The sequence below is a fragment of the Permianibacter aggregans genome (assembly GCF_009756665.1).
Lineage (GTDB): Bacteria > Pseudomonadota > Gammaproteobacteria > Enterobacterales > Permianibacteraceae > Permianibacter > Permianibacter aggregans.
Map to the genome: position 1 here is coordinate 2,261,213 of NZ_CP037953.1, position 21,644 is coordinate 2,282,856.

At 52.8% G+C, this 21,644-nt stretch carries 20 protein-coding genes; 11 read left to right on the top strand and 9 right to left on the bottom strand.

All coding sequences use genetic code 11. The features are described from left to right. Positions 1-2 precede the first annotated feature (2 nt). The 8 genes from E2H98_RS10010 to E2H98_RS10045 all read left to right on the top strand — a co-directional run bounded on the left by E2H98_RS10010 (position 3) and on the right by E2H98_RS10045 (position 8,270). On the top strand, positions 3-365 hold the full coding sequence (locus E2H98_RS10010; protein WP_133591877.1) for a hypothetical protein: 363 nt from the start codon (positions 3-5) through the stop codon (positions 363-365). A 76-nt stretch (positions 366-441) separates the two neighbouring features. After that, positions 442-1,383 (top strand): sodium-dependent bicarbonate transport family permease, encoded by a 942-nt coding sequence (locus E2H98_RS10015; protein ID WP_133591876.1) that lies wholly within the window; start codon positions 442-444, stop codon positions 1,381-1,383. Beyond that, positions 1,383-1,685 (top strand): P-II family nitrogen regulator, encoded by a 303-nt coding sequence (locus E2H98_RS10020; RefSeq protein ID WP_133591874.1) that lies wholly within the window; start codon positions 1,383-1,385, stop codon positions 1,683-1,685. Before E2H98_RS10015 ends, E2H98_RS10020 begins: the two co-directional genes overlap by 1 nt. A 42-nt stretch (positions 1,686-1,727) precedes the next feature. Next, positions 1,728-2,885 (top strand): serine hydrolase domain-containing protein, encoded by a 1,158-nt coding sequence (locus tag E2H98_RS10025; RefSeq protein ID WP_133591873.1) that lies wholly within the window; start codon positions 1,728-1,730, stop codon positions 2,883-2,885. Between the two features lie 247 nt (positions 2,886-3,132). Then, positions 3,133-5,010 carry a C1 family peptidase gene (locus tag E2H98_RS10030; RefSeq protein ID WP_133591871.1) on the top strand — a complete coding sequence of 626 codons (1,878 nt, stop codon included), beginning with the start codon at positions 3,133-3,135 and terminating at the stop codon, positions 5,008-5,010. Positions 5,011-5,428: 418 nt separating this feature from the next. Next, positions 5,429-6,553, top strand: a complete 1,125-nt coding sequence (gene dcm, locus E2H98_RS10035; protein ID WP_408634802.1) for a DNA (cytosine-5-)-methyltransferase — start codon at positions 5,429-5,431, stop codon at positions 6,551-6,553. Between the two features lie 21 nt (positions 6,554-6,574). After that, positions 6,575-6,982 (top strand): very short patch repair endonuclease, encoded by a 408-nt coding sequence (locus tag E2H98_RS10040; protein ID WP_133591866.1) that lies wholly within the window; start codon positions 6,575-6,577, stop codon positions 6,980-6,982. 67 nt (positions 6,983-7,049) lie between these two features. After that, entirely contained in the window at positions 7,050-8,270 is a 1,221-nt protein-coding gene (locus E2H98_RS10045; protein WP_157591272.1) for an IS256 family transposase, read from the top strand. Positions 8,271-8,314: 44 nt separating this feature from the next. On the opposite strand, the gene E2H98_RS10050 is transcribed toward E2H98_RS10045, so the two are convergent. The 3 genes from E2H98_RS10050 to E2H98_RS10060 form a co-directional block, all read right to left on the bottom strand. Beyond that, a complete protein-coding gene (locus E2H98_RS10050) occupies positions 8,315-9,703 on the bottom strand; it encodes an MvaI/BcnI family restriction endonuclease (RefSeq protein WP_198325093.1) in 1,389 nt (462 codons plus the stop codon). 214 nt (positions 9,704-9,917) lie between these two features. Next, positions 9,918-10,163 carry a hypothetical protein gene (locus tag E2H98_RS10055; RefSeq protein ID WP_133593980.1) on the bottom strand — a complete coding sequence of 82 codons (246 nt, stop codon included), beginning with the start codon at positions 10,161-10,163 and terminating at the stop codon, positions 9,918-9,920. Between the two features lie 10 nt (positions 10,164-10,173). Continuing rightward, positions 10,174-11,526, bottom strand: a complete 1,353-nt coding sequence (locus E2H98_RS10060) for a Na+/H+ antiporter NhaC family protein (protein WP_133593982.1) — start codon at positions 11,524-11,526, stop codon at positions 10,174-10,176. 125 nt (positions 11,527-11,651) lie between these two features. On the opposite strand from E2H98_RS10060, the gene E2H98_RS10065 reads away from it, so the two are divergent. Beyond that, the gene (locus E2H98_RS10065; RefSeq protein ID WP_133593984.1) at positions 11,652-13,562 is read left to right on the top strand and encodes an ATP-binding cassette domain-containing protein; all 1,911 of its coding nucleotides are present in this window, start codon (positions 11,652-11,654) and stop codon (positions 13,560-13,562) included. Beyond that, positions 13,559-13,834 (top strand): YheV family putative zinc ribbon protein, encoded by a 276-nt coding sequence (locus E2H98_RS10070; RefSeq protein ID WP_157591335.1) that lies wholly within the window; start codon positions 13,559-13,561, stop codon positions 13,832-13,834. Before E2H98_RS10065 ends, E2H98_RS10070 begins: the two co-directional genes overlap by 4 nt. 172 nt (positions 13,835-14,006) lie before the next feature. Here the strand turns inward: E2H98_RS10070 and E2H98_RS10075 are convergent, their stop codons facing one another. The 6 genes from E2H98_RS10075 to E2H98_RS10100 form a co-directional block, all read right to left on the bottom strand. Continuing rightward, positions 14,007-15,041, bottom strand: a complete 1,035-nt coding sequence (locus E2H98_RS10075; RefSeq protein ID WP_133594000.1) for an IS481 family transposase — start codon at positions 15,039-15,041, stop codon at positions 14,007-14,009. Positions 15,042-15,180: 139 nt separating this feature from the next. Beyond that, positions 15,181-15,660 (bottom strand): hypothetical protein, encoded by a 480-nt coding sequence (locus tag E2H98_RS10080; protein WP_133589620.1) that lies wholly within the window; start codon positions 15,658-15,660, stop codon positions 15,181-15,183. Further along, positions 15,657-16,280 carry an RNA polymerase sigma factor gene (locus tag E2H98_RS10085; protein ID WP_133589618.1) on the bottom strand — a complete coding sequence of 208 codons (624 nt, stop codon included), beginning with the start codon at positions 16,278-16,280 and terminating at the stop codon, positions 15,657-15,659. The genes E2H98_RS10080 and E2H98_RS10085 overlap by 4 nt, the downstream gene beginning before the upstream one ends. Further along, complete coding sequence (locus tag E2H98_RS10090) at positions 16,280-16,747, bottom strand: DUF6249 domain-containing protein (RefSeq protein ID WP_133589616.1); 468 nt, start codon at positions 16,745-16,747, stop codon at positions 16,280-16,282. The genes E2H98_RS10085 and E2H98_RS10090 overlap by 1 nt, the downstream gene beginning before the upstream one ends. A gap of 111 nt (positions 16,748-16,858) precedes the next feature. Then, positions 16,859-17,230 (bottom strand): hypothetical protein, encoded by a 372-nt coding sequence (locus E2H98_RS10095; RefSeq protein ID WP_133589614.1) that lies wholly within the window; start codon positions 17,228-17,230, stop codon positions 16,859-16,861. 54 nt (positions 17,231-17,284) lie between these two features. Further along, positions 17,285-17,635, bottom strand: coding sequence for a DUF3192 domain-containing protein (locus E2H98_RS10100; RefSeq protein WP_133589612.1), 351 nt, complete (start codon positions 17,633-17,635; stop codon positions 17,285-17,287). Between the two features lie 422 nt (positions 17,636-18,057). On the opposite strand from E2H98_RS10100, the gene pulA reads away from it, so the two are divergent. Beyond that, positions 18,058-21,639 carry a pullulanase-type alpha-1,6-glucosidase gene (pulA, locus tag E2H98_RS10105; RefSeq protein ID WP_162848161.1) on the top strand — a complete coding sequence of 1,194 codons (3,582 nt, stop codon included), beginning with the start codon at positions 18,058-18,060 and terminating at the stop codon, positions 21,637-21,639. The last annotated feature ends 5 nt before the right edge of the window (positions 21,640-21,644 follow it).

The following is a 21,644-nucleotide window of genomic DNA, read 5'->3' on the forward strand; positions in this document are numbered from 1 at the left end:
ACATGGCCAAACGTAAAGGTTCACCCAAATGGCTGCCCTGGCTCATCATCCTGGTGTTGATGGGCGGCGCCATTTTTTTCTTCTATAACAAAATGACCGGCGGCCGTTCGCTACGCGTTGGTGAAGTGGCTGAGCGTTGCTATCCGTTGAAAGCTGGCGAAACGATACGCTACACATTCAGCGGCGAAGACATGGTCAGCTTTGACATTCGCCGTGGTGGTGACGGCATGTTCCCGCCGCGTCTGGTGCCAATGGACGCCGGTGAATTCACCGCACCGACTACCGATGATTACTGCCTGCGTTTCGGTAACCCACTTGAGCGTGAGCAGAAAATTCAGTACAGCGTTGTGCGAGTAAAGCAGTAAGCCGATGCAATGCCGTTGCGCAACAAATGGCAGATGGCTTAACGAACTAAAGATCAGTAACGTGGTGGATTAATCAATGGATCCAGTCGTCCTGTTTTTCATTCTCGGATTAGCGGCGGGTCTCGCCAAAGCCGAAATCCGTTTGCCCGGCGCCATTTACGAATTCCTGAGTGCAGTGCTGCTGCTGACCATCGGTCTGAAAGGTGGTGTTGAACTCGCCAAGCAAGATGTGCTGACGCTTGCGCCGCAAGTGTTGCTGGTGATCCTGATGGGCGTTGCGCTGCCGTTTGTCGCCTATCCGGTGTTGCGCGCGATTGGCCGTTTCAATCGCGCTGATTCGGCGTCGATTGCCGCCCATTATGGTTCCGTCAGCGTCGCCACTTATGCGGTCGCAGTTGCCTATTTGTTCAGCCACGACATCGCTTACGAAGAATACATGGCGGTGTTCATGGTGGTGCTGGAAATGCCGGCGATTGTGGTCGGCGTCATGATCGCCAAAGGCATCTCGAAACAAACCCAGTGGGGCGCGCTCTGCCACGAAGTGTTTCTCGGCAAGAGCATTGTGTTGCTGGTCGGTGGTTTGTTCGTCGGCTGGATTGCCGGTCCGGAAGGCATGCTGCCACTGAAGCCATTTTTCTTTGATTTGTTCAAAGGCGTGCTGGCCTTGTTCCTGTTGGAAATGGGTTTGATTGCCGCTTCACAAGTCGCCAGTTTGAAACGCTATGGGGTGTTTCTGATTGCTTTCGGTATTGTGATGCCGCTGTTTTCCTCGGTTGTCGGTGCCCTGCTCGGTTTGTGGATGGGCTTGAGTCTCGGCGGTATCGTAATCATGGCGACCATGGCCGCTTCGGCGTCCTACATCGCGGTGCCGGCGGCGATGCGTATTTCGGTGCCGGAAGCGAACCCAACCTTGTCGTTGGCGGCATCGCTTGGCGTCACCTTTCCGTTCAACGTCATCATCGGTATTTCGCTTTATCATCAACTGGCGGAATTCCTGCTCAGTAGAGGAGCGTCATAATGGCTGTGGAAATGCGCAAACTATTGACGGTGATCACCGAAGCCAGCATCGAGCGGCAGTTGATCAAGGATTTTCAGCAATGGGGTGTCACCGGTTACACGATCACCGATGCCCGCGGCAAAGGCAGTCGCGGTGTCCGTGATGCCGGCTGGGATGTCTCGGCCAATATCCGAATCGAGATCGTTTGCAACGACGCCTTGGCCCATCAAGTCGCCGACAACATGCGGAAAAAGTACTACGATAATTACGCGATGATTACCTACATCGCTGATGTTGAAGTCATGCGCTCGGAAAAATTCTGAAGCGGCCATGAAATACCCTGAATCATTGATGTGTTGTTGATCATGAGTCGAATGTTGGCGGTCTTCGCCTTTTGCACCTCCATCGCCGTTGCCGCCGAATCGGAGCCGCCGGTTGCTCTCGGCTACCCCAATTTCGATAGCCATTTCCGTCAGATACTCGACGCCGGTGAAGTGCCCGGTGGCGCCTATGCCATCGTTCGTGATGGCCGCATTGTGCAAGCGGCCGGGCATGGCCTGCGTGATGCCAACGACAGCAAAACCATTGATGCTGAAACCGTGTTTCGCGTTGCGTCGGTGTCAAAAACCTTTGCCGCGCAATTGACCGGTCTGCTGGTGCGCGAAGGCAAATTGCATTGGGATGATCCGGTCAACCGCTTTGTACCGGATTTTCAACTGAAGAACAGTCGCCACACGCAAACCTTGCAAATCCAGCATCTGCTTAGCCAATCAACCGGCATCGTGCCGAACGCCTTCGACAATCTGCTCGATGCCAACGTCAAGCTGATCAAGATCCTGCCGAAGTTTCGCGAGCTATCACCGGTTTGCCAGCCCGGTCAGTGTTACACCTACCAGAACATTTTGTTTGGCTTGATTGATCCGGTAATCGAACAGGCCACCCAGCAACAATATAGCGATCTGATCCAGCAACGGATTTTCACGCCGCTGGCGATGGAGCAAGCGTCGATTGGTCAGGCCCGTTTCGAGAACGCTGCCAATCGCGCGTTGCCGCATATCAAACGCCAGCAACGCTGGATACCAACCGTGATTCAACCAGGCTATTACCAAGTGTCACCGGCCGCCGGTGTCAATGCCAGCGTTACCGACCTCGGCAAATGGCTGATCGCGCAAATGGGTTATCACCCGGACATTCTGCCGCCGGATGTCACCGACGAGCTGACCCGCGAACGCGTGCGTACTGATCGCGAATTGCGTCGTCGTGGTTGGCGAGAGCTGCTGACCGATGCGCATTACGGTTTGGGTTGGCGCATTTATCAACTTGGCGATGAAACCATTTATCTGCACAGCGGTTGGGTGAAAGGCTATGTCGCCGACATTGCCTATTCGCGCAAACACCGGGTTGGATTGGTCGTGCTGCTGAATGCCGAAAGCGGCCATCTCAATGACATCACCACCGAGTTCTGGCGCCAAACGCTAGCGCTGGAAGACAACAATAAGAGGTACAAGAAAAAGCCTCGGTGATCGCCGGCTGACTCGTGATATTCAACGCCGTTCTATCACCTATGTCTGTTAGTGTATTTACTTTCAAGCGCAACGCTCACAGGGCAATCTGAACGATAATGCCGGCAGCGTTGTCGCCATTCCCGACGGCAGCGCTCATCGATGATACTGATCATCCAGTGCAGGGACTGGCGCTGTCGCTCACCGAGCTTTTGTCCCCTTTCGTCATTCGCACTCGGCGCCGGTGTGTTACCGCAAGGAGCATGTCATGAGTAAAAGGACTTTGGATGCCGTACCGGACCAGGTTGACGTACGCGACTGGTTTTATTTGCCGACTCTAAAGGTCTTGCCGGAAAGCATCGACAACCGCAATCACGTACCGCTGATGCTCGATCAAGGCCAGGAGGGCGCCTGCACCGGCTTTGCCTTGGCCGCGGTGATCAACTACCTGATCGCCAACCAGAAAACCCGCCTGCCCGGCGAACACGGTATCAATGGCGTCAGCCCGCGCATGCTTTATGAAATGGCGCGCCGTTACGATGAATGGCCCGGCGAGCGCTACGAAGGTTCATCGGCGCGTGGCGCGATGAAAGGTTGGGTCACGCACGGTGTTGCCGCGCGATCGCTGTGGCCTGACGAAGTCAAAGGCATGCGCCACTTCAACAAGCAAATCGCTACCGCTGCCAATGAGTATCCGGGCGGTGCCTATTTTCGTATTCAAACCCAGCAGCTGCGCGATGTGCACGCGGCGCTGGCGGAAACCGGCATCGTTTACGCCACAGTCATGGTGCATAAAGGCTGGAACGATGTGCACAGCCGGCGCAGTGGCCAGCTACCGGTCATCGAAATGTTCGACGAGATTGAAGGTGGTCATGCCATCGCGCTGGTTGGCTACAACGAAGACGGATTTATTCTGCAAAATTCCTGGGGGCCAAACTGGGGCCTGAACGGTTTTGCCTTGATGACCTACGACGACTTCGCGGCGCACGTCACCGACTTGTGGGTCGCGCAATTGGGTGTGCCGATTCAGCGCGCCAGCACCCAACGCATGCAAACCGAAGCGCAATCCAGTTGGGTGAAAGCGCAGCCACCGAAGCTGGAAGAAGTGCGCAACTACATCGTCAACGTCGGCAACAACGGTTACCTATCCGACACCGGCAAATACTGGACAACGCCAGATGATTTGCAACGTTTGTTCGATCCGCAGCACGGTTTGATCAAAGAATCCGGCTGCAATCATCTGATGTTGTACATGCATGGTGGTCTGAACAATGAAGAGGCCAGCGCCCGTCGAGTGCTGGCGATGACGCCCGTATGCAAGAAAAACGGCATCTACCCATTGCACATCATGTGGGAAAGTGGCGTCTTTGAAACCGTGCGCGCGATGATCGAAGACAAGCTCGGCGCGCCGGATAGAGAAAAAGCGCAAAGCCTGTTCGGCGATGCCCGTGATTTCTTTTTCGAATCCACGCTCGGCAAACTCGCCAAACCGCTGTGGAATGAAATGAAAGAAAATGCGCGTCTCGCCAGTGCGACCGATCGTCACGATCGGCCCATGGCAATGCGCTCAGTGATAGAGCATCTGCAGGCCTACAGCAAGGTGAACGCACTGGATATTCATGTGGTTGCGCATTCCGCCGGTTCAATTCTCTTCGCTCATTCTGTCGAGCCGATGCTGAAACACAGACTGCAATTCAAAACCGTGCAAATGCTCGCGCCTGCATTGTCAGTCGAGCGTTTCATGATCGATCTCTATCCAAAAATCGACCGTGCTGAAATCCCGATACCAAAGATGTATAACCTTAACGCCAAAGCCGAACTCGATGACTTTGTTGGCAAGAGCTGGGTCTATGGCAAGTCCCTGCTCTACCTGGTCAGCAATTCGATGGAAAGCGAGCGCGGCAAACCGATTGTCGGTATGGAAGTCGGCATGCGTACCGAAGCGCTGCTGCAAAACCTCTATTGGCAAAACGGCCAACCAAACCCGGAACATCTGGTGCTGGCCGGCAGTGAAACCCGCGATAGCAAATCGAAAACCCACGGGGGCTTCGATAACGACCCATACACAATGAACTCGGTACTGAACCGGGTCTTGGGACGTTTCCCAGAGCCAGCGTACACAGCGAGAGACTTGGCGAATGCCTGAACGAAAATCGGCGCCAAATAGGCGTCGCTTTTGTACGCTGATTGGGCAAATATAAAGTTCCAAAGCGCCTTGTCAACATCAACGCTTATCGCACTATCTCCAAGTACAAATTCGATAAAAATTAATCAAGCAAGAAAGAGCTCTTTGATTGGGGGCCTGATTTGCCCCCGAAATCAAAACTTTTTCTTCCCTTTTCCGGTTTCTCTGGGTTTAAATGCGGACATGGTGTCAGACATTCTACCCAGCGAATATGAAGAGTAACAACTTAGCTAAACGTACCGAATATGACGTGTTCAATGAGCGGTTAAGCCTTGCATTGTGTCATCGCACGAAGGCCGAGGTCTCCGCGATACTGGGAGTGAATCCGAGAACCCTGCGAAGGTGGGAGGTAAGACAGTCCAGACCCGAATACCATGCCTTGGATGCCTACAACAGAAACTTGCAGCGGCTTCTACCCTTCTCCCAAAACGAAAACGATTCCGGTTCGTTTCGTTTCATAGACCTTTTCGCGGGGATAGGGGGGATTCGTGCTGCCTTTGAGGAAATTGGGGGGGCATGCGTGTTTACAAGTGAATGGGATAGCTATGCCCAAAAGACTTACGCTGAAAACTGGAGCAACTCCCACAGGATAGAAGGAGACATAACCAAGATCGATGTGTTGGACATACCTGATCATGATGTGCTTCTGGCGGGATTCCCGTGCCAGCCATTCTCAATCGCGGGTGTCTCAAAAAAGAATGCTCTTGGACGTGCACATGGATTTCATGATGAAACCCAAGGCACGCTTTTCTTTGACGTATGTCGAATTATTGAGGCCAAAGAGCCTCGTGCTTTCTTGTTGGAGAACGTTAAAAATCTTGTCTCCCATGACAAGGGGAAAACTTTCTCCGTTATCAAGCGGTCGCTTGAGGATTTGGGATACAACATCTATTACCGGGTAATTGATGGTGCACATTTTGTTCCTCAACATAGGGAACGCATCATGATAGTAGGATTTCGCGAACAAGTTGCATTTGATTTCGAAGCACAGTCGCTTCCCGCGAAGGGTCAACGAACAATGAAGGATATATTGCATAAAACTGATGGATCAGAACCAAGGCTTGACCATGATGGAGAGCGGTTCTTTGACCACAAGAAGAATCGAGTGCAACCAAAGTATACGCTCACGGACAAGCTATGGGAGTATCTTTACAATTACGCAGAGAAACACCGTGCCAAAGGAAATGGGTTCGGTTATGGTTTGGTTTACCCGGATAGCGTTGCGAGAACTTTATCTGCTCGATATTACAAGGACGGATCGGAAATCCTCGTTTATCAGGGTGCAAGAAAGAATCCTCGCAGGTTAACTCCTCGTGAGTGTGCTCGTTTAATGGGGTTTCCAGATTCATTCCGGATACCAGTATCCGACACGAGAGCGTACAAACAGTTTGGCAATTCGGTGGTGGTAGATGTTGTACGCCATGTGGCAAAAGCAATGAGGCCAATGTTGGAGGTTGAAGTTCTACAGCCGGAGTTACCACTCAGGCGGGGAACTAATACCTAAACTCCTGTTAGCCAGATTCAGATGGATATCGTAGACAAACAAACTCGAAGTAGAATGATGGCCGGAATTGGAGCTAAAAGTACAGCTCCTGAAATCGCCATTAGAAAGGAGCTTTTTGCACATGGTTACCGCTACCGACTCAATGTAAAAGCGCTTCCTGGTTGTCCTGATATTGTTCTCAAAAAGTTTAATGCGGTGATTTTTGTTCACGGGTGCTTCTGGCATTTGCATGATTGCAAGTATTTTAAGTGGCCAAAAAGTCGGCCTGAATTCTGGCGAAAAAAATTGATTGAAAATCAGAAAAGAGATGAAAGATCACGAGCGGCGCTTGAGATTTCTGGTTGGCGCGTAAAGGTTGTTTGGGAGTGTGACATAAAAAATCAACTACATGGCACAATCGAAGACTTGATACGATGGATAGAAGTCTAATACAGAAGTTGGGACCGTTTTGATTTTTGTGTAACTGGCTTCATCATATCCTCAATAGGAGAGCATTATGAAGCCAGAAAAACCTGTCAGCACCCATACCACACTTGATGAATTATTAGACCGTTGCAAATCAACCGAAGACTTCCAGGCACTAACCAAAGTGTTGTTCAAGCAGGTCGCGGAGCGGGCGCTGAAGGCCGAAATGGAACAGCATCTGGGTTATGACAAACACGCCGTCAAAGGTCGCAACTCCGGTAATTCACGTAACGGCCGATCGACCAAGCAAGTGCAAACCGAGCATGGCCCACTGGATATCGAAGTCCCACGTGACCGGAATGCCGAGTTTGAACCTCGGTTTATCGGCAAGCATCAACGACGCGTTGGCAGCATAACGGACGCCATCGTGCGACTCTACTCTTACGGCATGAGTCAGCGTGACATTCACGACTACCTGCAAGAAACCTACGGCAACGCGGTGTCACCGGCGCTGATAAGCCAGGTGACCGAACAGGTTATGGATGAAGTACAACAATGGCAGAAGCGACCACTCGATTCGACTTATGCGATTGTCTATCTCGATGCCTTGGTGACGAAGTCGCGGCAGGATGGCATGGTCGGCAATCGCTCCGTGTATGTAGCGCTGGGCATCAACATGCGCGGTGAGAAAGAGATTTTAGGGTTATGGTTGGCCAGCAGTGAAGGCGCCAAGTTCTGGTTAAGCGTTATCAATGAACTGAAAAATCGCGGCGTCAATGACGTATTGATTGCTTGTGTCGATGGCCTTAAAGGCTTCTCGGAAGCGATTAATGCGGTCTACCCGCAGACCCATGTGCAGCAATGCATCGTCCATCAAGTGCGTCACTCGCTGCACTTCGTCCCTTGGAAAGAGCGTAAGGCCGTGGCGGCCGATTTACGGTTGATTTATCGAGCGGCAACGGAAAGCGAAGCACAGCGGGCGCTGGCTGAATTTGAACAGAACTGGGGCGGGAAGTATCCGCATATTGGGCCGAGCTGGCGTAACAACTGGACACGGTTGACGGTGTTCTTTGATTATCCGCCGGAGATACGGAAAATCATCTACACGACCAACGCGATTGAATCACTCAACGCCAGCTTGCAGAAAGTGTTGAAACCCAAGAAAGCCTTCCCGAATGACGAGGCAATCTTGAAGGTGTTGTACTTAACCTTGCATCGGATCGCGGAAAAGTGGACGATGCCGGTACACGATTGGAAAGCCGCACTGAATCAGTTGTTGATCGTGTTCGGCGAAGACCGCGTGAAGGTGTAAATCCGCCAGTTACACAAAATTCTGGACAGTCTCATGAAGTTATACTACCCCTTTGGCACATCAAGAAGATCAACGTCCATGAAGTGCTTATATAATGCGCCAAGACTTTCACTTCTTATTCGGAATTGACTTCGCCTCTTTATCTCAGGTTTGGTAGTTGATGCTCCTTCCATCTTGATTCCCGGGTCATAGTAAACCAGTCCTTTGCACAATGCAGAAAGCAAGAAACAAAAATCCGTTTGCTCCCCAACCTTAATTTTGTTCCCGAAATGATAACTTCGGTTTGGTTCCAACCTCATGATAGACGGAACATACACAGCTCTTTCGTGCTTTCTTTTCCAATGATCAAGCAGTCTAGGGAACGCCCACTTTGCTGCGACTTCTCCATGAACCGTTTCTAGAACAATCCCGCCATTCGGGTCTGTAATTTTGCCAGATTGGTGGTCAAAGCCATGCACATTGAGGGCCAAGCCGGTTCTCGATGCGGGAGCTGAGAAGCGATGTATACCACCGAAGTTCAAGCGGTCCGCTTTCCCACTCACATCTTTGTATCCGAACATCCGTATAAAATCTGCAACACCACGTTCCTTGTAGAAACCCTCATTTGGTTCGGGAGTCATCAGGGTAACAACTTGGGAGTTGACACGTGCGAAAGATTTGACACTGTACTGTTTTAGCTCCCAACCAAGATAATCTGGCTCGGAGAATCCGTTTGGAGTAATGCCAAATTTTGCTTCAAGTGTGTAACCTCCGCAATTGAAGCTATTGCAAGCCAGAATATTTCCTCTGGAGTCCAATCGCTGGCTTGGGATCCAACCGGATAAGTGAATTTCCCTTAATCGATTTAACAGCAACCTTTTGTTGTCAGACGCATCATCTGCTAGTGGGAGCTCATGGAAAACACCAGTTGCTGAGTGAGCAGATATGGCCTCTCGAACTTCATCTCCAACGCCAGCTCCCGGAATAATCAAATAACCTAGTGTAATGCCGTCTTCAGTAACACCCATCAACAGAATTCGTCCTTCAACACGTCCCTTGCGGCTAGGATCCATCCATTGACTGGCATCTACAGATGAGTTGCTAAGGAAGCCCGAGAACCGGACCTCTGGATACTGGGGATACAAGATCAATTTTGCGTTTGGTGAGGGGTAAATTGTTCCATCTGGCCCGATCCAACGGAATGAAAGAGGCGCTTTGTAAATGAACCTTTTCTCACCAAGGGATTTCTTGGATGCCGACTCTACAACGGATATTGGGCCAGTTGGAAAGATATTCAGCGAAGAGAAATCTCCACCAAAATAAGGTTGATTCTTGCTGTTATCATTAGGGCTGAGCAACTTTACATAAAGGCGGTTTACTCCACAGTCTCGGAATAACCTCAATAGCTTCTGTAGAGTCATCTCATTTGCACGATTGTTTTCGTAAGTATCCATTGGACAGCACCGAGACGTTTATAGTGGTTTAGCTTTTCAAGTCAGATAACTCACCAGAATTTTAAGTCGGGGCACTTGCTTACTCTACGTCTTGCGAGCATGGCATATGCCTCGAGCTCAAACCTAAAATTAGAATAGTCAGCTGCCGGTAAATTGTTTCGCGTTTTTCGCTGAGACGCAACTGGCCAATACACTTGTAAGTTGTATCAGGGAGTCAAAGACCCTTTTTTGATTTACTCAATACTTTGTCGCCAGCGTAACCAACAGTGATATGCCGGTTATCATCACCCCAGGTGCAGGCCTCGAAGCTCAGCGCTCCACCGCACTCGTCCGGTGCGCCGAGTATCGATTCGACTTCTTCACGGTCCATACCGATTTCAATTTGTTTATAGTTGTCTTCGGTCAATTTGCTGCAGGCCGCTAGCGACAGAATGAAAATGGAAAGGGCAAGTTTGCGCATCAGGGTTCTCTCATAGTCCTAAGAATAAGCCGACGACAATATAAAGCGTAATCGTCACGAGTGCCGCCGTAACGGCGTAAGGTAATTGGGTTTTGATGTGTTCGTAGTGATCGCAGCCGGAGGCCAGCGATGACAGGATCGTTGAATCGGAAATACCGGAGCAATGGTCACCAAATACACCGCCGCCGAGCACGGCGGAAACGAGCATTGAGGGCGGTATGCCGGTGCTTAAACTGAGTGGCATTGCAATCGGCATCATGATCGCGAACGTGCCCCAGGAGGTGCCGGTGGCGAATGACATCAAACAGGCGGCGAGGAAAACCAGTGGTGTGATGATCAGCGCCGGTAAATGCGCACCGACAATGCTGGCGATAAACGTACCGGTACCGAGTGCTTTCAATGAATCGCCCAGCGCCATCGCCAGCAATACCAGCGCCACCAGCGGCAATAATTCATTCATGCCTTTGAATGCGACCTGCACCAGTTCGCGATGACGGAAGCGTTTGCCGGCGCGCAACAGGACGTAACCCGTTAAAACGGCCAGCGCGGTCGCCCACAGCACCGACTTCGAGCCGGAGCCTTTCATGATGTTGCCGTCGCCGGTGATATACATCAGCGTGATGATGCCGACGATCATGACCGCAATCGGCGCCAGGAAATAGCGTTTGCTGGTCGCGGCCGGTAGTGCTTGATCAATGGCTGCCGCGCGCGACTCCGAGACTTTCATCGGGCCAAATACTTTGCCGGTGTGCACGGTCCAGAACACGATCAGCAGTGTCGTCAGGCAGTAGAAATTCAGCGGTACCGACCAAGCTAATGTGCTGACCGGATTTTCCAGGCCGTAACCGCTGATCAGTGTCAGCGCGTAAGCGCCCCAACCGTTTAACAATACCAGCACTTTTGTCGGTGCGCAGGTGGCGTCGGCAAAGTAAGCAAGCCGGGCCCGGCTCATATTGTGTTTGTCGAACAACGACGCAGAAACCAGACAAGCACCGAGGATCGACAGGTTCGATTCGATAAACAATACGCTGCCGGTGATAACCGCGAGCCAACCGACCTGGCGTGGACTGTTGGCAAACCCGCGCTGTTCAATCCAGCGAATAAATGCCGAGACGCCGCCGGAATCGCGGACAAACGCGATCAAGGCACCGACCAATAGGCTGAACAATAAGATGCGGGCGTTACCGGCATCGGCGAGCTGGGCAATCATCCGCTCGAAGGTCAGCACAAAGGCATTCAGCGGCGAGCCGTTCAACAACCATTCGGCGCTGAAGATTGCCGCGACCAGCGCCAGCATTACTTCCCGCTTCCAGACCGCAATGGCAATGGCCAGCAACGGCGGCAACAGACTGAGCCACTCCATATGGGACGTGCTTCCACAAAGCAAAACAGGCGCCAAACTTAGCACGTTTCTCTTGGCTTGTTAAAAGCGGTAACCGACGTTTCACGATAGCCGCTGAACCGCCGGACCGTTACAATGCGCGCGCCATGATTACCTTGAATGAACTGACTCTGCAGCGCGGCACCAAGGTGCTGCTCGATCACGCCAACTTGACGGTGCACGCCGGCGAGCATGTCGGCCTCGTTGGCGCCAACGGCTGCGGCAAATCGACACTGTTCGCGTTGTTGCGCGGTGAGCTGGCGCCCGACGGTGGTGATCTGCTGATCGCTAACGGTTTGTCGATTGCCTGGGCGCAGCAGGAAATTCCGCATATCGACCGCAGCGCGCTCGATTACATCATCGACGGCGATCATGAGCTGCGCGCCGCTGAATTGCGCCTTCATGATGCCGAACAACGGCACGACGGCATGGCCGCTGCCAAAGCCCATGCCGAGCTGGAACACCTGGATGCCTGGCGCATTCCGAGCAAGGCCGCGCAAATGTTGGCCGGCCTTGGTTTTAGCAACGACGACCTGCAAAAAGACATCAAAGCCTTTTCCGGCGGTTGGCGTATGCGCTTGAACCTGGCGCAAGCGCTGATGCGTCGCTCCGATATTCTGTTGCTCGACGAACCGACCAACCACTTGGATCTCGATGCCGTCATTTGGCTGGAACAATTCCTGCGTAGTTTCGCCGGTACTTTGATCGTCATTTCCCACGACCGTGATTTTCTCGACGGCGTTTGTCAGCAGATTGTTCATATCGAGCACCAAAAACTGAACAAATACACCGGCACTTACTCGGCATTCGAACGCCAGCGCGGCGAACGACTGAGCCAGCAACAAGCCGCGTTTGAACGCCAGCAAGTGCAACGTGCACATTTGCAAAAGTTTGTCGATCGCTTCAAAGCCAAAGCCTCGAAAGCCAAGCAAGCACAAAGCCGAGTGAAAGCGCTGGAAAAATTGACGATGAGTGCGCCGCTGGCCGGTGCTGACGCCATTCAGTTTGAGTTCAAGCCGCCGGAGAAAATGCCGAATCCGCTGGTCACCGCGCGTGATGTACAGCTGGGTTATGGTGACAACGTGGTGCTACGGAATGTCAAAGTGACCTTGAATCCCGGCGCCCGCCTCGGTCTGCTTGGACGCAACGGTGCCGGTAAATCAACGTTCATTAAATTTCTGGCCGACGAGCTGAAGCCGCAAGCAGGTGAACGTCACGACGGACAATTCCTGCGCATTGGTTATTTCTCACAACACACCGTCGAGACTTTGCATCCAGAAGAATCAGCGCTGATGCACATGAAACGCCTGGACCCGCAAGCAACGGAACAAGCGCTACGCGGCTTTCTTGGCGGTTTTGGGTTTTCCGGTGATCGCGCGACTACACCGGTTGCACCATTTTCGGGCGGTGAGAAAGCCCGCGTTGCGTTGGCGATGCTGGTCTGGCAAAAGCCAAACCTGCTATTGATGGACGAACCGACCAACCACCTGGATTTGGACTTGCGCGAATCGCTGACCCAGGCGCTGCAGAGTTTTGAAGGCGCGATGGTGTTGGTGTCACACGATCGTCATTTGCTGCGCGCCTGTTGCGATGAATATTGGCTGGTGGATGCCGGCAAAACCGAGCCATTCGACGGTGACCTCGATGATTATGCCCGCTGGTTATTCAAACCGGTCGAAACCGATGCGGCGCAAACAGACGATAACAATCCGCAATCAGCCGCCGCACGTAAAGATCGAAAACGTCTTGAAGCTGAGCACCGCAAACTTCGTCAACCATTGCAAAATCAATTGAAGAAACTGGAAAGCAAGATGAGTGAGTTGCAGGGCAAACTTCATCAGATGGACACTGCACTAACCGACGCGGACATCTATACTGATGGCAACAAGGACAAGCTGAAAAAACTGTTGGCCGAACAGGCCAGTGCCAAACATGCGCTGGAGGAAATCGAAATGGAGTGGCTCGGTCAGCAGGAAGCCTTGGATGCGATGATTGCAGAACAGGAGGCGATGCTGTGACAAATCAAACAGGTGAACCAACGGTTACTGACAAACCACTACGTAAGCGGTTTATCGCGGGCGCCAAGTGCCCGGCGTGCGGTGTGGAAGACAAAATCGTCATGTACTTTGACGGCGACCACGAAGTCTATGAGTGCATCGACTGCGGCTTCCGTGAAGAAGAAAATTTTGAGCAGAAAGCACCGCAACCAAAACCGAGGCCGGTGGAAGTCGTTGAGCAGCCTTTGCAGTTTTACCCGGCCCCGAAAAGGTCTTCGAAAGACAATCCTTGATGACAAAAAAGCCGGGGCGATTGTTCGAATAAATTCGAACCTGAAAAGCCGGGGATTGTTTGAATCTATTCGGCGCCGACGAGGCCGTTGTAGGTCCGGATTCCTCAGGTGTAGAAGCCCAGACCAGATCTGACAGTTACCGGATTTTCAGAATGTGACTGTCAGGTCAAGTTCAAGCGATTAACTTTTCCCGGCAGATGCTTTTGCCATCAATAAATGTTTCCATCGGCGTTCTGCCGCAGCACATTTTGCCTTGATGGGTCCGCTCATGATTGTAAAAGTGCATCCATTCGTCAAGGTCGGCCTGCAGCTCTTCAATCGTTTGGTAAATCTTCTTGCGGAACGCGACCTGATAGAACTCCTGCAAAATGGTTTTATGGAAGCGTTCGCAAATACCATTGGTTTGCGGTGATGCGGCCTTGGTGCGAGTGTGTTCGATATCGTTCATCGCCAGGTAAAGTTGATAGTCATGCTGCTCTACCTTGCCGCAATACTCCGTTCCGCGGTCGGTTAGAATACGCAACACCGGCACTTGATGGCCACTGAAGAACGGCAATACCTGGTCATTCAGCAGGTCTGCTGAAGTCAGTGGGGTTTTCGTGGTGTACAGCTTGGCGAACGCCACTTTGGCATAGGTATCGACGTAAGTTTGTTGGTAAATCCGGCCAACACCTTTCATCGTGCCAACGTAAAACGTATCTTGAGAACCCAGATATCCCGGGTGCGCCGTTTCGATTTCACCGCAAGCGATGTCGTCATCCCGCTTGCGCTCCAGCGCCTGAACCTGGGATTCGGTCAGCACCACACCGGTGGCCGCGACATGCGCCTCCAAGGATTTTAGACGGTCTTTGAAGTTGGCTAGCTTATGGCGCAACCAAATTGAACGAACGCCCGAAGGGCTGACAATAATGGCGCGTTTACGCAGTTCGTTGCTGACTCGCACCTGGCCATGTGCAGGCTGCTCAATGGCGTAGTCCTTTACGGCTTGCTCTACGACATCATCGACACGATTCTTGAAGTTTGGTCGACGACGATCCTTCTGCAGCAAAGCCTCGACACCTCCTTGTTCCTTGGCTTCCTGATAGCGATAAAACGTATCGCGTGACACGCCCATGATTTTGCAGGCTTGTGCCACATTGCCGAGTTCAGCGGCCAAGTTCAGCAGGCCAAGCTTGTGTTTGACGATAGGTTGATTTAAAACTGACATACGGGGTTACTCCTTTTGGGTTAAATGTTTGGTCGCACATTCATCTAACCCGGTAACCCCGTTCTATTCAAGTCGAGTGTCAGATCAAGTCAAAACTTCTACACCTCAGGATTAATCCAGACAACTCTTCGGACACCCCTCAAAGCGAACGAACCGAACTCCAATCATCTTCGGCAGGCTTCATGCCCTGATCCCAGGCCACACCAAACCCGGTGACCACGGCGCCGACACAATAACTGGCCCAATTGAACTGCCAAGATTCCGGCAGGAATTGAATACCCAGATAGGTGAACGCAGCGGTAACCAAACCAATCGTCAACCATTGCACAGCGTTCAACCATTGCTGGTGTTTGCGCTGACGTTCTTCGCTGATGCGCACGCTTTCAACATACGCCTTGCGATAGACGTGAACCGGCGGCTCCATCTTCATTGCCGACGTCAACTGCTGTTCAAACTGAAATTCGTTGTGCCAAGCTTCGCGACAATCGGCGCAGTCACGCAAATGTTGTTGCACATCGTCAGGCAACGCCTTGCCAGCGACGACATCTTCGTCAAACTGACGCATCAGGCAAAGATCGCAGGTGTTGAATTCCTGCTCAAGAATATCGTCTTTACTCATGGCGTGGTCTCCAGTGCCGCGCGCAATTGGGTGCGGCCACGGTACAAATGGGTTTTGATCGTGCCTTCCGGGATTTGCATCGCCTCGGCAATTTCGCTGACGGTTTCATCAGCCAGATAAAACCGCAACAGAATGCTGCGCATCGGTTCGCTGAATTGGCTCAGCATCGTCGTCAACTTGTCCGCATCGCGCTGTGCACCGGGGTTGTCGGTGTGCACCTGGTGCGCGTGAATATGCTGGTTATCCGGGTCGGCAAAATCGACGGTGCTTTCACGGTGGTGACGCGAGCGAAAAAAATCGATGGCAATGCGTCGGGCCAGCGTGAATACCCAGGTCGACAGTTTTGCGTCGCCTCGAAACTGATGCAGCGATTGCAGCAGTTTGACAATCGCATCCTGAACGACATCTTCAGCATCGTGCGCGGACAGCCCCATCCGCCGCATGACGCTGTAGATAATCGGCAAGCACTTGTCGATCAGTTGGCGACTGGCGCGCGTGTCGCCGGCCATCGCCTGTTTGACCAAGGCCAAATCGGAAGCGCGTTCCGCCGCGGGTAGCGCACTACCCACGGCGGATGGATGCAATTCCAGTTCAGCGGTCATCGCGTGTGGCGTCGCCATCACTCGGCCGGTTTGATCTGGCTGCCGTTTTTCTTGATGCTGGCGGTCAGCTCATGCAGGTAAGTCAAGTAGGCTTCGCCAACGCTTTGTTCCCATTGCACGCGGGCCTGCCATTCCTTTTTACCTTCGAGGAACCAATAAACGATATTACCGACGCCGATTAATCCCACCAGCAAACCAATCGGGACCAGTTTGTCGGTGAACTCCAGGCTCATCAGCGCAATGCCGGCACCGGCTGCGATCATGATGATGCCGGTTTTCAGCGCCGACTTATGGGTTGCGTTTTTCGGTGCTTCCAGAATCGGCAGGTTGACGCCTTTCTCCAGTGCCGTCAGTCGCTCCTTGTTCAGCGTTTCACGGGCATGAACCAGGTATTTGGTGCGGTGGCTGATGGCCCAGCCGGCAACCCAGGCGGCGCAGATAAACAGCGTCGGGACAATGATGATGGGGATGAGACTTTCTAACATGATGGTGTTCCTACTGTGGGCTAACTGTTCTGTTGCTAGATCAGACGGCCCAGCCCGAAAACCGGTTTCAAACATTTTGGATGTTGAAGATGGATTTCGCCAGAACCGGCGCTAGAGCAGAACTTCGCAGCGAACCGAGCCGTCTTGCAGCAAGGTCAGCACCAGCTCCTGACCCCACTGGTTGCCGGTCACGTAGCCACAGCTGTTCTCAATAATGGTGCCGTCAGCCAACCGCAGCTGATAGCGGTAAACGCCGTCAGTCTGGTTTGGACTGTAATAGATGGTGGCTTGGCTACCTGGATCGATGCGGTCGAACACCACACGGCTGGATGGCAGCTGTACGCTGGTTTCAACCATGGCTTGCTGGCCGGAATTGATCACGGTAATCGCGGGGCGGGCCCAGAGCAACAGCGTCAGCAAGCTTAGCGCCAACAGCAGAGCGACGCCGACCCACATTATTAGGCGGGAAAAACGGATATTCATGTTCTTCTTATAGAGGAACCTGTGCCGACATCATCGGCACAGGTTAGCAGAGGTTTACTTGGTTTCAACTGAAGGAGCGGCCGCACGGGCCTGGTCCACGGCCATCTGGCCAATGCCTTCCAACTTGCCATTCAAGAAAACCAGCGGTGTCAGCGAATTCTTGTCGCCGTGGCGGTACACCAGAATTCGGTACTCACCGGCGGCGCGCTGAAATACTTCGACTTTTTCCGGGCCACCGAGCTGCTCGATGACCAGCTCGGTGCTGCTACCCAGCGGCATTTGCGCCATCGTCTGCGCCTTTTCGTTACTGGAAACATGCTTGTGATCATCTGGATCAATGGCGATGACACAACCCGACAACAACACCGCAGCGGCAACCGCCGCCAATGGATAACGCATTTTCATTCTGGAATTCCCTGATGGTGGCGCACAAAGAGCGCCGTGAAAAACCACGCCATTAAACCGACATTTTTGTGAAAAAGGGCTGAACAACTGTTTCCAAATTTGTGCGAGCGCCCAAATCGAGTGCACCGAAAGAAAGCGAGCGTTGATCAATTAATGCACTGAAACAGGGCGCAAAAAATTCGCGACGTTACAAATCATCTGCCATTAACTGTTTGTTTTTACGGGATATTTCTATTGGCTTTCAATGTAGCCATGAAATTGATTTGTTGCGCTGCTACATGACAGCATGATTTTGCGAAGACGGCGAAAATTTCGACAAAAAATTACGCACCGTGATGGTGCCAGCCGTCGCTAAAACGTTGAGAAGGAGGGAGCGCGTAGTCGCCGTGCGCTCTTGAATGAAAAACAGGAGAGCAGCATTCATGTTCAAGCAGTGGTGGCATACCGCGTTGGCGGTGGTCGTAATGGGTTTGGTGGCGTGTGCCTCATCGAGCGAAAGCTCTGAGCAAAACGTCAGCCAACAAAAGCCCGGTCAACAAGCGGCGGCGATGCTGCCCGACATCACCCCTTCCGGAATCGGTCTTGATGCCTGTATCGATGCGCCACTGACCGGTTTGCAAAGCAACCCGCTGACCAAGGCAAGTATCAACCCGGTAGCACTGGGTAGTACCAGCGTCGTCACGAATCAACTGCCGGATGGTGTGCTGCGCATTCACTACCAGCGCGCTGGCGATGATTACGCCGGCTGGGGTCTGCATGTTTGGAATCAAGCCGGCGATGCCGTGACGATTTTCCCGACCTGGGATAATCCGGTGATGCCGGCCGGTAGTGATGATTTTGGTGTCTATTACGACCTGCCGATTCAGAATGAAAACGGCATTGTCGGTTACCTCTTCCATCTCGGTGATGTGAAAGATCACAACGGCGCCGATCAGTTCTACACGCTCGGCAACACGCGCGAAATCTGGCGCAAACAAAACGACCCAAATACCTACGAGGAAAATCCGGATCTGGTCAACACCACGCCAGACAGCGATTACCTGCGCGTGCATTACAAACGCTATGCCAGCGATTACGATGGCTTCGGTTTGCATATCTGGGAATTTGCCGGCGGTCAGGACATTGATCGCAGCCGGCTGCCGCCCGGTATTGATATCGGCATCTGGCCAGAGCCGGTACCGTTTTCCGAGCCAATGATTTCCGGTGTCGATGCCTTTGGCGTCTGGGTGGATATTCCGATTAAAAAATACAGCGAGGGTGCACGCGGTTTTAATTTCCTGGTGCACAAAGGCGTTGACGATGCCGGTAAGGATGGCGGCGATCGGGTCGCGGTATTTGCCTCCGGTTACGAGATCTGGTTGCTGCAAGGTGACAACACCGTTTATTACCAACCACCGCGTGGTTCGATCACCACCACTGAAGCAAAAGCCTATTGGGTTGATCAACGTACATTGCTATGGCCGCGTGTCGATGGTGCCGGTGAATTCCGTTTGTATTTCGCTTCGCAAGGCGGCATCAGCGCCGGTGAAACCATTGCCAACGCTGACGGCCATTTCGCGCTAAGCGTTATCGCCAACGAGCAACTGCCGGACGAACTGCAACAACGTTATCAATACCTGAACAAACCCTACACAGTATTGCAATTGCAAAACTTGCCAGAGGTCTTCATCAAACGTGTGCTGAAAAGCCAGCTGGTACTTGCCCATTTCGACTCAGACGGCGTGCTGAATGATGCCAGTAGCGTACAAACCGCTGGCGTAATCGATGCACTGTATGCCGATGCGGCGAAAAATGAACAGCTAGGCGTAAAAGCCGGCAACGGCGCACCGCAGTTCAAACTGTGGGCACCAACCGCGAAAAATGTTGCCGTCTGCATCTACGATCAAGGTAACGAAGGCAATGCCTTTGCCATTCGGCAAATGCGCCAGAACCCGCATACCGGTGTCTGGTCGGTGCAAGGCTTGCCGAACTGGAACGGAAAATACTATCGCTACGTCGTAGACGTCGTTGTGCGCAGGCTAGGCAGCGTGCAGCGCAATCTGGTCACCGATCCGTATTCCATTTCCTTGTCGGCCAATTCGCAACGCAGTTGGATTGGTTCGCTGAATGATTCGGCGCTGAAGCCGTCTGGTTGGATCAATCATTCGATTCCTTCGCTTGCCGCGCCGGAAGACATCAGCATTTACGAAATGCATGTCCGTGACTTCAGTGCCTACGATCAGTCGGTGCCGGAAAATCATCGCGGCAAATTCAAGGCATTCACCAATAGCCAAAGCAATGGCATGCAACACCTGCAAGTCTTGGCCGAAGCCGGCTTGAGTCATCTGCATTTATTGCCGGTCAACGATATCGCGACGATTCCGGAAGTCGGTTGCGTGCAGCCAGCCATTCCCGATGCGGCGCCGGACAGCGAAGCGCAACAAGCGGCAGTGTTCGCCGTGCGTGATCAGGATTGCTTCAACTGGGGTTACGACCCGCTGCACTACAACGTGCCGGAAGGCAGCTACGCGACCGACGCCAGTGACGCCGCTATGCGCGTACGCGAATTCCGCGAAATGGTGCAGGCGCTGCATCAAGCCGGTTTGCGTGTTGCCATTGATGTCGTCTACAACCACACGCCAGCGGCCGGGCAAGATCAGAAATCCGTGCTCGACAAAATCGTGCCGGATTACTACCACCGGCTTGATGATCGCGGCAACGTCGCCAACTCCACCTGCTGCGCCAACACCGCCACCGAAAACGCGATGATGGCCAAGCTGATGATCGATTCGGCCGTGCTGTGGGCAAAAGAATACCAAGTCGACGCATTGCGATTTGACTTGATGGGTCATCAGCCACTATCCGCAATGCTGGAACTGGAGCAAGCCGTCAACCAGGCCGCCGGTCGCGAGATTTATTTGTACGGCGAAGGCTGGAACTTTGGCGAAGTCGCCAACGATGCCCGCTTTATCCAAGCCACGCAGAAAAACCTCGCTGGCACCGGCATTGGTAGCTTCAATGATCGCGCTCGTGATTCCGCACGTGGTGGTTCGTCGTTCGACGGTGGCAATGCGCTGATCGCCAATCAGGGTGTGTTCAATGGCCTGTATCTCGACAACAACGGTATGGGGTCGAACAACGTCAATGATCTGCTCTGGCATAGCGATATGATTCGCCTGGGTTTGGCCGGCACACTGAAACAATTCAGTTTCCAGACTTTCGATGGTAGCCAGAAACGCGGTGACGAAATTTACTATGGTGGCGCACCAGCCGGTTACGCGCTCGACCCGCAGGAAATCATCAACTACGTCGACAAGCACGATAATCAAACGCTGTATGACATCAACGCCTACAAACTGCCGGAAGGCACCAGCAAGCATGAACGTGCCCGCGCACAGCTGCTGGGTATTGCCTACGTCGCGCTAGCGCAAGGCGTACCGTTCTTCCATGCCGGCATGGATCTGCTGCGTTCAAAATCATTCGACCGCGACAGTTACAACTCCGGTGACTGGTTCAACAAGCTCGACTTCAGCTACCAGCAAAACAATTTCGGCGTCGGCGCTCCGATCGCGGAGAAAAATCAGGAAAACTGGTGGATCATCAAACCGCGACTGGCCAATCCAAACCTGAAGCCGCACGCCAATGACATCGCGTTCACCCATGCGGTGTTCAAGGACCTGCTGAAGCTGCGCAACAGCTCAACGCTGTTCCGCCTGCGCCGTGGTGAAGATGTGGTCCAGCGTTTGCGCTTTGCCAATACTGGCCCTGGTCAACAAGCTGGTGTTATTGCGATGGTGCTCGATGGTGAGAACTATGCCGGAGCCAACTTCCGCCGCATTGTCGTGCTATTCAATATCGATAAACACGACCGCAGCTTATCAATTGCTGGTACCGAATCACTGCCGCTAACACTGCATCCAGTGCAACAACAGGGGGCGGATGCTCGGGTAAAAGCCGCGAGCTTCAATAGCGGGGAATTTACCGTGCCTGCGCGCACTGTCGCAGTGTTTGTTCAGGAGAATTGAGCCAA

Coding starts and splice junctions, on each gene's coding strand:
- E2H98_RS10010 (WP_133591877.1), top strand. CDS start 3: ATGGCCAAACGTAAAGGTTCACCCAAATGGCTGCCCTGGCTCATCATC.
- E2H98_RS10015 (WP_133591876.1), top strand. CDS start 442: ATGGATCCAGTCGTCCTGTTTTTCATTCTCGGATTAGCGGCGGGTCTC.
- E2H98_RS10020 (WP_133591874.1), top strand. CDS start 1,383: ATGGCTGTGGAAATGCGCAAACTATTGACGGTGATCACCGAAGCCAGC.
- E2H98_RS10025 (WP_133591873.1), top strand. CDS start 1,728: ATGAGTCGAATGTTGGCGGTCTTCGCCTTTTGCACCTCCATCGCCGTT.
- E2H98_RS10030 (WP_133591871.1), top strand. CDS start 3,133: ATGAGTAAAAGGACTTTGGATGCCGTACCGGACCAGGTTGACGTACGC.
- E2H98_RS10040 (WP_133591866.1), top strand. CDS start 6,575: ATGGATATCGTAGACAAACAAACTCGAAGTAGAATGATGGCCGGAATT.
- E2H98_RS10045 (WP_157591272.1), top strand. CDS start 7,050: ATGAAGCCAGAAAAACCTGTCAGCACCCATACCACACTTGATGAATTA.
- E2H98_RS10050 (WP_198325093.1), bottom strand. CDS start 9,703: ATGGATACTTACGAAAACAATCGTGCAAATGAGATGACTCTACAGAAG.
- E2H98_RS10055 (WP_133593980.1), bottom strand. CDS start 10,163: ATGCGCAAACTTGCCCTTTCCATTTTCATTCTGTCGCTAGCGGCCTGC.
- E2H98_RS10060 (WP_133593982.1), bottom strand. CDS start 11,526: ATGGAGTGGCTCAGTCTGTTGCCGCCGTTGCTGGCCATTGCCATTGCG.
- E2H98_RS10065 (WP_133593984.1), top strand. CDS start 11,652: ATGATTACCTTGAATGAACTGACTCTGCAGCGCGGCACCAAGGTGCTG.
- E2H98_RS10075 (WP_133594000.1), bottom strand. CDS start 15,041: ATGTCAGTTTTAAATCAACCTATCGTCAAACACAAGCTTGGCCTGCTG.
- E2H98_RS10080 (WP_133589620.1), bottom strand. CDS start 15,660: ATGAGTAAAGACGATATTCTTGAGCAGGAATTCAACACCTGCGATCTT.
- E2H98_RS10085 (WP_133589618.1), bottom strand. CDS start 16,280: ATGGCGACGCCACACGCGATGACCGCTGAACTGGAATTGCATCCATCC.
- E2H98_RS10090 (WP_133589616.1), bottom strand. CDS start 16,747: ATGTTAGAAAGTCTCATCCCCATCATCATTGTCCCGACGCTGTTTATC.
- E2H98_RS10095 (WP_133589614.1), bottom strand. CDS start 17,230: ATGAATATCCGTTTTTCCCGCCTAATAATGTGGGTCGGCGTCGCTCTG.
- E2H98_RS10100 (WP_133589612.1), bottom strand. CDS start 17,635: ATGAAAATGCGTTATCCATTGGCGGCGGTTGCCGCTGCGGTGTTGTTG.
- pulA (WP_162848161.1), top strand. CDS start 18,058: ATGTTCAAGCAGTGGTGGCATACCGCGTTGGCGGTGGTCGTAATGGGT.